At 33.0% G+C, this 12,916-nt stretch carries 12 protein-coding genes; 11 read left to right on the top strand and 1 reads right to left on the bottom strand.

Annotation, left to right across the window (positions count from 1 at the left end):
- Positions 1-155 precede the first annotated feature (155 nt).
- The 9 genes from AC23MC_RS11820 to AC23MC_RS11780 all read left to right on the top strand — a co-directional run bounded on the left by AC23MC_RS11820 (position 156) and on the right by AC23MC_RS11780 (position 10,468).
- Complete coding sequence (locus tag AC23MC_RS11820; protein ID WP_487568563.1) at positions 156-3,041, top strand: hybrid sensor histidine kinase/response regulator transcription factor; 2,886 nt, start codon at positions 156-158, stop codon at positions 3,039-3,041.
- Between the two features lie 139 nt (positions 3,042-3,180).
- Complete coding sequence (locus AC23MC_RS11815) at positions 3,181-4,098, top strand: hypothetical protein (RefSeq protein WP_487568562.1); 918 nt, start codon at positions 3,181-3,183, stop codon at positions 4,096-4,098.
- Between the two features lie 20 nt (positions 4,099-4,118).
- Complete coding sequence (locus tag AC23MC_RS11810) at positions 4,119-4,913, top strand: hypothetical protein (protein WP_487568561.1); 795 nt, start codon at positions 4,119-4,121, stop codon at positions 4,911-4,913.
- Between the two features lie 11 nt (positions 4,914-4,924).
- On the top strand, positions 4,925-5,419 hold the full coding sequence (locus AC23MC_RS11805) for a hypothetical protein (protein WP_487568560.1): 495 nt from the start codon (positions 4,925-4,927) through the stop codon (positions 5,417-5,419).
- A gap of 17 nt (positions 5,420-5,436) precedes the next feature.
- Positions 5,437-6,210: a hypothetical protein gene (locus AC23MC_RS11800; RefSeq protein WP_487568559.1), complete on the top strand. Its 774-nt coding sequence runs from the start codon at positions 5,437-5,439 to the stop codon at positions 6,208-6,210.
- A 2-nt stretch (positions 6,211-6,212) separates the two neighbouring features.
- Positions 6,213-6,722: a hypothetical protein gene (locus AC23MC_RS11795; RefSeq protein WP_487568558.1), complete on the top strand. Its 510-nt coding sequence runs from the start codon at positions 6,213-6,215 to the stop codon at positions 6,720-6,722.
- Between the two features lie 11 nt (positions 6,723-6,733).
- The gene (locus AC23MC_RS11790; RefSeq protein ID WP_487568557.1) at positions 6,734-6,889 is read left to right on the top strand and encodes a hypothetical protein; all 156 of its coding nucleotides are present in this window, start codon (positions 6,734-6,736) and stop codon (positions 6,887-6,889) included.
- Positions 6,890-6,891: 2 nt separating this feature from the next.
- Complete coding sequence (locus tag AC23MC_RS11785) at positions 6,892-9,927, top strand: hypothetical protein (protein ID WP_487568556.1); 3,036 nt, start codon at positions 6,892-6,894, stop codon at positions 9,925-9,927.
- Positions 9,928-9,964: 37 nt separating this feature from the next.
- On the top strand, positions 9,965-10,468 hold the full coding sequence (locus AC23MC_RS11780) for a hypothetical protein (protein ID WP_487568555.1): 504 nt from the start codon (positions 9,965-9,967) through the stop codon (positions 10,466-10,468).
- Positions 10,469-10,539: 71 nt separating this feature from the next.
- Here the strand turns inward: AC23MC_RS11780 and AC23MC_RS11775 are convergent, their stop codons facing one another.
- On the bottom strand, positions 10,540-10,974 hold the full coding sequence (locus AC23MC_RS11775; RefSeq protein WP_487568554.1) for an Hsp20/alpha crystallin family protein: 435 nt from the start codon (positions 10,972-10,974) through the stop codon (positions 10,540-10,542).
- 472 nt (positions 10,975-11,446) lie between these two features.
- Between AC23MC_RS11775 and AC23MC_RS11770 the strand changes: the two genes are divergently transcribed.
- Complete coding sequence (locus AC23MC_RS11770) at positions 11,447-11,878, top strand: helix-turn-helix domain-containing protein (protein ID WP_487568553.1); 432 nt, start codon at positions 11,447-11,449, stop codon at positions 11,876-11,878.
- Positions 11,879-12,341: 463 nt separating this feature from the next.
- On the top strand, positions 12,342-12,821 hold the full coding sequence (locus AC23MC_RS11765; RefSeq protein WP_487568552.1) for a PDDEXK-like family protein: 480 nt from the start codon (positions 12,342-12,344) through the stop codon (positions 12,819-12,821).
- Positions 12,822-12,916 lie beyond the last annotated feature (95 nt).

Here is a 12,916-nt window from a genome sequence, read left to right as displayed (position 1 = left end):
TCTACAAAACAGTTAGGTAAAATAAAGCGTTGTAGGTGAGCAACTAAGCAAAAAGCACCTGTGATTTTTGTAACAAAAAAATGTTACATATTTACGATATAGAATGATTTTTATTAAGTAAAATTGTATAAATTTACTTAATAATTCATCATTTTATGAAAAAAGCCTATCTACTTCTGTTTTTTATTTGCAGTTTTTCTTATGGACAATATGAGAAAGAAATTGATTCGTTGACTAAAATTATTTCATCAAAAAAAGATAACATAGAAAAATCAAAAGCATATGATGTCTTAATTCAACTCTATTTAGACATTGACTTAAAAATTGCAAAAAAACACATTCAAAGTTTATACGATTTAAACAAAAACAGCAATTGTATTGAATGTGAAATTATAGCTGATTTAAACAATGGCTACTATCATGACATGCTCGCAGAAAACGAAAAATCTATTCAATATTTTGAAAGATGTTCTCAAAATTGTTTAAAAATAAACGACTATCAAAATTATGAATTAGCTCAAATGCAAATTGCACAAGACTATATAGCACTTCATAATCATGAAAAAGCAGAGTTAGTTTTGAATAATGTTATAAATTTCAGTAAAAAACACAACTTAAAAGATAACCTTTATTTTCTATATTATTTAAAAGGAACTTTAAATGCTGATAGATCATATTACAAGTTAGGCTTAGAAAATTATATTCTCGCAGAAAAAACGTTATTGAAAACAAAACCGGAAGATTTAAGAACACAAATCGACATTATCAATATGATTGGTGTAATTTATTCTAATATTGAAAATCATAATAAAGCAAGAGAATACAACAACAAAGCTATCAAAATAGCCGAAAAGCTAAATGATATGTCAATAAAAATGAATGTTATTCGAAATCGTGGTTTTATTGAATCGACAGCAAAAAATTATACTGCTGCATTACCATACTTATTGGAAGCATACGAATATCATAGTGAAACAAATAATATCAACCTAAAAGGAATGGGAGCATATTTTTTAGGAAGATGTTATTATGAATTAAAAAACTACACCAAATCGCTTGAATATTCTAATGAAGCAATAAAAATCTATGAAAATTCGCAAAATAACATCGATTATGCAAGAGCATTAAACAATAGAGCGAGAATAGATTTAAAATTTAATAAGCTTGACGAAGCTAAAGAAGATATTGAATTGTCTAAATCTTTAATGAAGAACAAACAGTCTCGGAATTATATCGAAATTCTAACTACAGAAATTGACTATTTAGTGAAATCTAATAATTTGGAAGAAGCAATTACATCTATAAATAGTAGAGATTCATTAAATACAATTTTGAAAAATAAAACAGACTTAACTAATCTTAATGAATTACAAACCATTTACGAAACCGAAAAAAAAGAACAACAAATCAAACTTCTATCTACTCAAAATGAATTAGCAGAAAAACAAAAATACATTTACATCGGATTACTCGGTTTATTAGTCATTTTGGGAACAAGTTTATTCTACGGCTATCGAAATAAAATAAAAACTGCTCAAAAACTCAATGAATTAAACGAATTAAAATCTCGTTTTTTTGCCAATATTTCGCACGAATTTAGAACACCGTTGACATTGATAAAAAGTCCGGTGCAAAGTTTGCAAGCCGAGATTACAAACGAAAACCAGAAAAATAAATTGGATTTGATTGATAAAAACTCCAATAGAATGTTAGAGTTGGTTGATCAGCTATTGGAACTTTCAAAGCTTGATAGCGGTAAACTGAAACTCATTTTAAAAGAAGGAAATATTAGTTTGTTTTTAAATTCGATAGTAGAATCTTTTTCTTTTCAAGCCAAGGAAAATAAACTTTCATTTAGTTCTACAATCGAAAAAAACACAGAAAATCATCATTTTGATAAAGATGTGGTTGAAAAAATAGTAACCAATTTACTTTCCAACGCTATTAAATATACATCTGAAAATGAAAAAATTAGCTTTCAATCTAAAATAGAAAACAATCAATTGCAATTGGTGGTTTCTAATTCAGGTTCTGAAGTTAAAAAAGAAGAACTACCCAAACTATTTGAACGTTTTTATCAGAAAAAAGAAAACCATCAAGGTGTCGGAATTGGTTTGGCGTTAGTGAAAGAATTAGTTGAATTGTATAACGGAAAAATTGAAACAACCGTTGAAAATGGACTTTTGAGTTTTACAGTTCTGTTACCATTAGAGAAATCTAATTCAAATGCTATCGTTGTTTCAAAAGAAACTACATATTCACTAAATGATCAAAACACCACCGAATCAGAATTACCTATTCTTTTGCTTGTAGATGACAATCAAGATGTAAGAAATGTTTTGAAAGACATTTTCAAAGAAAACTATCAAATTATAGAAGCGGCAGATGGCGAACAAGCTTTAAAAATCGCCAAGAAAGAAATTCCGGATTGCATTATTTCCGATGTCATGATGCCAAAAATGGACGGATTTGAATTTACTAAACAAATTAAAACCAACGAATTAACTTCTTTCATTCCGGTTATTCTGTTAACTGCCAAAACATCAGACGAAGCTCATTTGGAGGGATTAAAAAGTACTGCAGATGCTTTCTTAACCAAACCATTTAACAACGAAATCGTAAAAGCAACAGTCTTACAATTAATCGAAGAACGCAAAAAACTGCATACGCGATATAGCCAAGAATTGGTTTTACGTCCGGTGGATATTGTTATCAATTCCGTAGAAGAAAAATTTATTGAAAAATTGCAACTCATTTTAAACAAAGAATTAGCTAACTCAGAATTTAGTTCCGATGACTTTGCCACTTCAATTGGAATGAGTAGAATGCAGTTACATCGTAAATTAAAATCACTTTTAGGTGTCTCTACTTCCGAATTTTTACGAAATGAGCGATTGAAAGCCAGCACAGAATTACTCAAAAAAGGTAAAGCAAATATATCAGAAATTGCTTATTCTGTCGGGTTTAATGATGTATCCTATTTTTCAAAATGCTTCAAAGAAATGTATCATTGCACTCCAACTGAATACATGGAAAAATAAACAAATACCTTCTGTAAAGCATTGATTTTATTGACTTTTAACACGTTGTTACAATAGTCATAAGTGTTGTTACATTTTTCATATTACTGATGAAAGTTAAATTGGACATTTGCTTTGTTCAACATAACATTTATCAATTATGAAAAAAGTAACCTTACTGCTATTCTTAGTAGCATCACAATTCGTTAGTCACGGACAAGTTCCCGTAAATCAAAGTAGTAAAGTGGATGGATTGCGTCCCATTACTCCCACACAATCGAGTCCGAATGTAGTTACACCTGCTGTAAAATCGGGTAATATTAACTACAATCCAAAATTACCAAATTCATCATCAAAAGGTTTTAAGTCAGTGGCCATAAATACAAGAAATGGTGGCGTTTGGATAATTGATGAAAATGATAGATTGAGAGGAACACATTTTCATTACCAAAGTTTAGGAACAGCAACCATAACGAACAATAGTAAAGTTGAAAACCTTACTGTTGATGCCGGTGCAGTTTTGGTTCACAGTAAAGATGGCTTAGGCATGATGCGTGGTGGCAACGCAGACCCGGAACATGTGAGAAGAATTCAAGTGGGTGGACTTCCAGATTTTCCTATGCCAAACACAACCTATATTTATTGTGATACAGAAAGTACAGATAGATACTGGTATTTAAATGAGAAAAAATACATCAAATCGGCAAAAAGCAGCACTTTATCTACCAATATACCTCCCGAAAATGCAGCCAAAATGTTTACGGCATACAACCGAAGATTTTTTATGATTGATATGGATGACAACTTATTAATGTGGAAACCAGGTTTTGCCGAATGGAAAAAAATGGGTGCAATCAAAGCAAAACACCTGACTACCGATGTTGGTTTAAGCACTCCACTTTGGTACGTTGGAATTGACAACCTAGTGTATCAATTATCAACCGAAGAACCAACCCCTACCCCAATGAATGCCAAAGCAAAAGCTATTGCAGTGTTTGGAAGCCAACTTTATTACATTGGATTAGATGGCTTTTTGTACTTGAGAGTAAAAAATAATGACATCAAAATAGAATTTTAACAATCTAATAATTTATTATCATGAAAACAATTTTAAAATCGGCAGCAACAATTTTAGTAGCAATTTTTAGCATTACAACTTCGGCACAAGTAATAAAATCGAGCTCTAACTCGGCTAGAAAAATAAAGCCGAATGTCGTGAAAATAACTCCTCCGTCTAAACAAGAAAACATAAAACTAGAAGACATAAACGAGTGGTTATGTCCAAAAGCATTATTACGTGGCGACAGAGAGTTTGATGGAAATGGACCAAGAGTAAAATGCGAAGTAAACATCCGCTTATCTTCTAACCAAAGAGAAATTTGGGCAGAAATTAAATTATGGGCACAAGAAACAGTTCACGATTGGAGTACAACAGAAAGTACATGGACCCGAAAAGTTTATGATGCTCCGTACGGAAAAACAATAAGCAAAATCGTTTCAAACACTGGTTCGAGAACAGAATTTTTAAGTCAAGCAGCCGGATTTCAATTTTTAGTTCCGGGTGCAGATGTTCAAGCAGGAATGAACAAGTTCTTTGAAGGTCATGCCATCCCATTTGACGTTTTGAAAGCACATGGTGTAGTTCCTAAAGAAGTTATTGATGCTCATGGTGCTCCACTAAAACTAACAGGTGAAGTAATAAATAATTTGGTTAGCTCCTATTTTAAAGGAAACACGGTTTACAAAGTTCCTTCACTTGATGGTGCATTAGTGAAATTCTTTCACATTGTTGGTGATACCGGCGGCGATGATATTAGCAATGATGACAATTGTAATGATGATACAAGAATCGAAAAGATTGAATTCTTTCCTCTAACGGTTGAATTCAAATAAGCACATAAAAAATGAAAAAAATAGTTCTATTACTACTTTTTTGCCAGACCACACTTTTCGCTCAGGGCAATTTATCGGGAGAATTTAAAAAACTAATTGGTCTAACCTACTCGCAAGAAAAAGGAATTGATGGATTAAAAACATTTAGATATGAACAAGGAATTGTTTTGGGCGAATCGGTCAATGGCACTTTTTTTTCAACCTTAGAAGTATATAGAAAAGGAAACTCATTTGTTGTTTTATTGTGTAAAAAAATAGACAAAAATTCAGATAAGTATAGAATAATTAATGTGTTAAAAATCAATTCTATTCCAAAAAATTATGAGGTTAGAATTACCGATTGCACTAGAAAGAACGGCAGTTTAGATGAAAAAATTATCGCTGTTGTTTTTTCAGGTGTAAAAAGACAAGTAAAAATTATTAAAGAAGCATTTGTATTGAAAGACATTCGCTTTGAAAAAATTACAACCAAAGGAATTCGTTGCATTAACGAAGGAATTGATTAATCATTTAAAAATAAATCATGAAAAAAATAATAAAACTACTATTGTTGATTGGTTTAACTTCCAATTTAACCTATAGTCAATCTGTTAAACTAGATACATTATTGGGTGCAAACGGACTTTTTAGCAAGTTTAAACCCAAAGAAATAACTACCTCTCAAAAACTTTCTTTCAATATAAAAATGACTTATATAATGAAAGAAAAAAATGGGAAAACTACCGAAATGAGTGCCTATTTTAATACAAAACATGGCTATTTTGGATTATTAAATTCAAAAAGTGATACACAGAAATTTAATCCGGATGACAAAAACTTCAACTTTATGGTCTATTCACATTCATTAAAAAATTATGTGTTTTCTAACGATAGAAAAGGTAATAAAACAGTGATGTCTATTCCTATAAATCCGCAAAACAATTTTAAAATGGAAAAAGTTTCCTTGAAAAAAGAAAATATTCCTTCCAAAAAATTTACCAGTTCTAACCTAGTTGGATATCCATACAATAATTCGAAAAACAATGCAAAAGATAAGGTGATTGTTTATTTAAACGAAAAAACAATTTCAACAAAACCACAACAAAACAAGCAATTGAGTTTTGCTGGTTTAGGCTTTTTTCTTGTAGATGGAAAAACAGTGCTCAGTATGTGTTTAGAAAACAACGGAACAGTAATCAGCTTGTCTAAAATTGAAAAAGTAGCTATCAACTTTAACGCTTCGGAATTTAAAAAAGAAGAAATGGAGGGCATGGACAAAGCTATGGAAGAAATGATGAAAAACCTTAAAAAACAATAACAATGAAAACAGTATATCAAAAACAATCGGCACTAAAAATGATTCTTTGCATGCTATTTTTAATGGCAACACAAATTACATTTTCGCAAAAAAACAACCAAAAAGCAATTATAAACAAAGGGACTGCTGTTGCTCCAAAAGTAAATTTAACAAATTGCGACTGTGATAAAATTGATTTTAAAATAAGAATTATCAAACTCAGCGAAGTAAAAAATGTAAGAACATACAGATTGCAACTAATTGATTTTGAAAACAAAAACAAATGCGATATTAAATTCAATAGTCTAAACTTTATTGGTCATCAATTGGTTCCGATGACATCTATGCGAAATCAAAATGTAGAAACAGCCTCCGATAATTCACACTCACTTTATGAATTTGATTTTGACACCAAAAGCAATGCTAAAGAACCGGAAGATGAAGCTCAAATTAAAGCAACAATTCAAATGAAAATAGGCAGTAAAACTTGTTTTATTAAAGATAAACAAACAACGTATTATAGCCGCATGTAATTTCTATTATCATGGCTCAAAAAAAGTATAATTATGAGGCTAAAATTAATCAATTTCCTTCCAACAAAATTTATATCAATGTAAATAACATGGAAAAGGGTGATTATGAAATCAACATCATCAATCAAAATAAATTGATCAAAAAAACAACATTCAAAAAAAAATAATCGTGAAAAAAATTCTAACCCTATTATTATTACTACCGTTGTTGTCTATTGCTCAAGTTGGAGTAAACACAACAACGCCCAGAGCAGCTTTGGATGTAGAATCAACGAATAATGGAGTATTGATTCCAAGAGTTCAATTGACTTCAATACTAGATATAACTACAGTAATTAATCCCAACACTGGCCCTTTAGAAACCTCAACATTGGTTTATAATATAGCACCAGCAGGAACAATACCGAACAATGTAGTAGCAGGTTTTTATTATTGGAATGGTTCACAGTGGACCGCTATTGCAGGAAATGCTTCATCAGACCATGATTGGTATGAAGTGGGAACAACAGTAGCACCCAATGCAATTACCGACGAAATGTTTCATCTTGGAAATGTGGCGATAGGAAAAAACACAGCAAACCATAAACTTGATGTTGAAACTACAAATCAAAATGTTGGAATTTTCAATAATTTAATAAAAAGTCTAAGTTTAGGCATAGGTTATGGTTTTGATAACACAATGAACATTAACTCAAATGACGAAACCCAAGCCATTAGAAATAGATTTTTAGGAACAGGAACAGGATTAAAAACCGGATTAAAAAACTATGCCGATTCATCCATATTAGGTTCAAAAATAGGTATTGACAACGAACTAAATGCTAGTGGAAGCAATTACCTTTTCGGGATGAGAAATACGCTCAATCATTCCGGTAGCGATTTAACTTTAGGACTATTTAATACTATAAACAATCCCGTTGGTTCTACCGGAACGACTCACGCCATTGAGAATAGAATAACTAACAATAGCACCTTTGAAACAACTGCTGTTTTTAACGTTATAGACTCTCCGGACGGTGGTGGTGGCGGAAGCTATGGAATCCACAATTTTATTGGAGGAAGAAAAACTGGTGGAAAATATGGTTTCAGAAATGTAATATCCTCACTAGTTCAAGATGACATGTATGGCGTTAGTAACTCCATTACTTCAACTGTTGACAACGGAAGTATATACGGATTATATAATGATTTTAACACAAATAGCAACACACCAACTTATGGAAATAGCAATCAATTGGGCGGAACAGGTGATGGAATCATTAGAGGCGTTTACTCTTTTATAACTAACTCAGGTAATGGAAATCACATCGGAATTCTGAGTAATCTTTCTGGAAGTGGAAATGGAAGTAAAATAGGAACATATACATACATTGATCCCACTGCCGGGGGCACACATTACGGAATTCACAGCGAAGTTTTAAAACCGGGAGCAAACAATTTTGCTGGATATTTTCTCGGAAATGTAGGCGTAGGAACAACAAATACCAACACCTACACTTTTCCACCTTCCCGTGGTACAAATGGACAAATCATGCAAACCGATGGTTTTGGAAATTTATCTTGGACAAATCCGCTAAGTATAGGAACTGGCTGGTCAATTTTTGGTAACTCAGCCATCGTAACACCAGCAAATCCTGCCATTTACGGTACTTCCTTTATAAGTGCAACCGAAAACTTTATTGGTACAACAAACGCACAAGCTTTCGTGGTAGGCACCAATAATATCGAACGCATGCGAGTACTACCAACAGGAAATGTTGGAATTGGTATTGCAACTTCACCGGCAAGGTTAACGGTACGAGGCACTATTAACGCACCAGCGATTCCGGGTGCAACTTCTAATGCCATGCTCAGAATTGGAAATGAACTTGATGCTTTAGATATAGGCAAAGCAGGAGCAACAGGCAATTTTTCCGCTTGGTTGCAATCTGGATTTCAAGGCACAACAGATCCCATGAGCTTACAACCACTTGGTGGAAATGTTGGTATTGGAACAACAAACCCCACATCTAGTTTAGAAATTGAAAGCGGTGGCATAACAGAGTTAAAATTAAGTTCTCGTGGAGCTTTTGGTGCAACACGACTTTCAATGTATAGTGATAAAACCCTTCCAAATGAATGGCGACCAGCCTATATCGAAAGTGCAGACAACGGAGCATTTACAGGAAGATTAGATTTTTATACCAATGGAACCGGAGCTGCCAATCGATTAGGTTCAGTGAGAGCCATGAGTATTGTTAATGGAAATGTTGGAGTTGGAATTACAAATCCAACTCAAAAACTGCACGCGTTTGAAAATGCAGACACAAACAAAAGTGTTATTTTGGGTGAAGCTAGACAAATTAATACCGGAACAGATTTTCTAAACATTGGCGTAAAAGGTAATGGCAATGGCACTGGAGGGTGGGGTTTTGGAGTTGGTGTATTGGGAATGAGTGATGTTAACAACACCTATAATTCAACTGGAGTTTATGCACTTTTGGGCACTGTAAATCCAACATTTAGTACAAGTTTTTCTCGAAACCAAGCATTAATTGCAAATGGAAATGGAATTGGAAACTCGGCAATGTTTGTTGGCGGAAACATAGGCATTGGTGTGCCATTAGACACAAACCCTACCAATTTAGTCCATATAAACAATGCAACTCCCGGAGCTTTACGAATTGTTGATGGAACACAAGGAGCAAATCGAGTGTTAACATCAGATGCAGCAGGTGTTGCTACATGGCAAAACCTATCACCTTCTGGCTTTTCACATTATTTAGGTGAATTATACCTTGGTGGAATTATTTTTGAACTATATAAAGGTAGTGATGGACTGGAACATGGACTTATTGTTTCACTTACAGAATCTTCTCATGCTTGGCAAACGACCAATACATTAGTTAATGCGAACAGATCGGAAGATGGTGCATTTAATACCGCACAGATGACAAGTAGCCCGGCCGCAAGCTATGTATCTTCGCTTGGTGCAGGTTGGTATATACCTAGTATTGACGAATTAAATATTCTGTACAACAATCGATATTATGCAAATAAAGCACTGAGATTAGGAGGTTATACCCTTATTTCTCGAACAGGATCTTATTGGAGTAGCACAGAAAACACTTCCAACACTGTATTTGGCCTGTTTTCTTTTACAGGTACTTTTTTACAACTAAATAAATCAGATACTTTTGTTGTTCGAGCCATTAGAGCTTTTTAAAACAGCATAAAACTTTAACAATCAAATTTTAATAGAAATGAAAACAAAAATTTTAAAATCAGTTTCAATAGTACTATTTATGAGTGCTAGCCTATTTTCTTGCAGTAGCGATGCTATTGTTACCAATGAAAATGAAAATGAAAACAACAGCAGTAATTCACATCTTTTAAAACCGCCACCTCCGGGATTAGCCGAATTTTATTACCGCCACAACGGTGTGCTTCCTTATACTAGTGTTCCAGATGCATTTGCAAGTGCATCAAATTCTGCCATCTATGCAATGGACGGTTCTTTTAATGTTATAAAATTTGGAATAAGTTCATTAGACGTGGGAACTTATTTTATTGGAGAAGATAATTATTTCACCTATATGTTGCCCACAAACACAAATAGTTGGTATGGCAAAGATGGTTACATAAAAATTACACAAAATAATTCATCTGGAATTTCCGGAATTTTTAAAATTGGAGGCAACGGAATTGGATTTACAGGTGTTACGTCAGTAAACGGCTATTTTAAGTTTGTTCCATTGCTGCCTTAAAAATTATGCAAATTTTGATTTATTACAAAAAAAGCACCCCGAAAGGTGCTTTTTGTCATTTAACTTTATGATTAACCAATCTCAATCATTCGTTTTGGTTTTGGCAATGCTTCTTCACGTTTTGGAAGCGTAATGTGCAACACACCATTTTCATACGAAGCATTAATATCCGATTCATTCACAATTTCAGGCAACGTAAACGCACGTTTAAAAGAAGAATAACTAAACTCTTTGCGAGTATATTTTCCATCGTTGTCTTTTTCTTCTTTTTCGTGTTTGGCTTCAGAAGAAATGGTTAACACATTGTCATCCAATTCAATGTTGAAATCGGCTTTACTTTTGCCCGGAGCGGCTAATTCTACCACAAAAGTAGTTTCAGTTTCTTTAATGTTCACAGCCGGAACTGTGTTGTTCATGCGTTCCATGCCACCCATCCAGTCCGGTTTAAAAAATTCATCAAAAACGGCTGGAAAAGGAAATCGGTTGTTTGTTTTTACTAGTGTCATAACTTTATTTTTTTATGGTTAAACATTTTATTTTGACTCACAAAAAACAAAGTTTATACCAATTGAATCGTTAAGTCAAATTGACATTTTTTCAACCCAAAAACCGTCAAAATTTCAGTTATTATAACTGGTTAACAATGTTTTAACAGACATTTTTTCAGGGATTGGATTAGGATATGGGCATGTTTTATATGTATTTGACATAATGTTCTTCATACATTACTCATACACTATCCATACCTAGGATATGGAGATGATAAGGAGGACCAGCCACTGTGATTTTTTACCAACAAAGGTCGAAAAGGGTATTAAGTAAGCATCGCTTTATCTAATGACATATGGATGGCGGGATGCATTCTTGTTTGGGTTTGAAGTGGTTTTTGGGAGAAAAATTTGATTGGAGGAATGGAAACGGTGTTTCATATGAAAAAAATTATTAAATTTGGTTATTATAATTTTTTAATGAATTGCCATGACAACCACAACTAAAAAACATATTGGCCGCAACATTGCCAAGATAAGAGAGATTAAGGGAATAAAGCAGGAAGCTCTGGCTGACTTAATGGGTGTGAGCCAACAGAAAATATCTCAATATGAAAACACTGAGGAGATTGAGGATGCGAAATTAGAACCGATTGCAAAGGCTTTGGGTGTGACAAGTGAGGCAATTAAGAATTTTAGTGAAGAGAATGTGATTAATTATTTTAATACTTTTCATGATAATGTGGTTACAACCGGAAGTATTTTTGCTTCAAACTGCACGTTCAACCCGTTAGATAAATTGATAGAGGCTTACGAGGATAATAAAAAAGTTTATCAGGAGAAAGAAGTACTGCATGAGCGATTGCTTCAAGCTGAGAAGGACAAAGTGGCTTATTTGGAGAAGTTGTTGAATAAGAACTAAATAAGAATTTATATATTTTGAGCCTTCCTTTTGGAAGGCTTTTTTTAGGACGATACACCACAACCCCTTTAAAGTAGTTCCATAACCCCTTTTACCTACTTTAAGACCGGAAAAAACCAGTTAGGTAACGTGTAAAAAGGAGTTAAAACCCAAAAAAAGGGGTTCATGACGGGAAAAAATGGGGTTCTCCTACCCCATCCGTGGGGTTTGGAACGTCATGCATGGAGTCGTAAACCTCAAAAAAGGAGTTTTGAATAACTTTTTACTTCTACCCCTAACTATTTATCTCTCTTTTTGACTTTACTAAATTTATTAGGAAATTAGTGAGGTGTGGAAGTTTTTTGTATTTTAGTGAAAATATTACTAATGACAATTGAACATATATCTATCAGTTAGGTTAGATTTACTCAACACGATATATAAAAATAAGTATACAGACAAGTTATAAGCAATTTTACAAACCATGAGTAAAAAAGAAGAAAACATCGTTGTAAAAGCCAAAAAGCAAGACACAAAACTCGAGTCAGAAGGTGCGGAATTTCTAGTTTTAGGACTCTTACTTATTGAAGGTGTTTCTACATATAAAGCATATATAAATTTTCCAGGTTATGATTTAACCGCAGTCAATCCAGAATCAAAAAGAGTTGCACGAATACAAGTTAAAAGTAGATGGGCAACTGATTATGACTCAAGTTTTCCTCTGAAAAGTTTAGACACAGATTTTATTGTTCACGTTGCTTTAAATCGAGGTTACAGATTTGGAAAAAAAAATAATGTTAAAGATAACGGAATAAAACCGCCGACATTTTATGTTTTCCCAGTTAATGTTTTAAAGCAAATAAGAAACGAAATTGGTTGGAATAAAGTTCATATTAAAAAAGTTGAAAATCTTGAAAGTTATATAGACAATTGGCAACTAATAAAGGATTATTTATCAGAATAAAAACTGTTTATAACAGCAGTAACCGTTGCACAACCCCTTCAAAAAACTAAATTTTCAATCTAATCATAAAAAACAACCTCGTTTAGTGCTTTCTA

The sequence above is a fragment of the Flavobacterium sp. T50_26 genome, from assembly GCF_057652995.1.
This window is presented reverse-complemented; position numbering and strand designations above follow the sequence as displayed.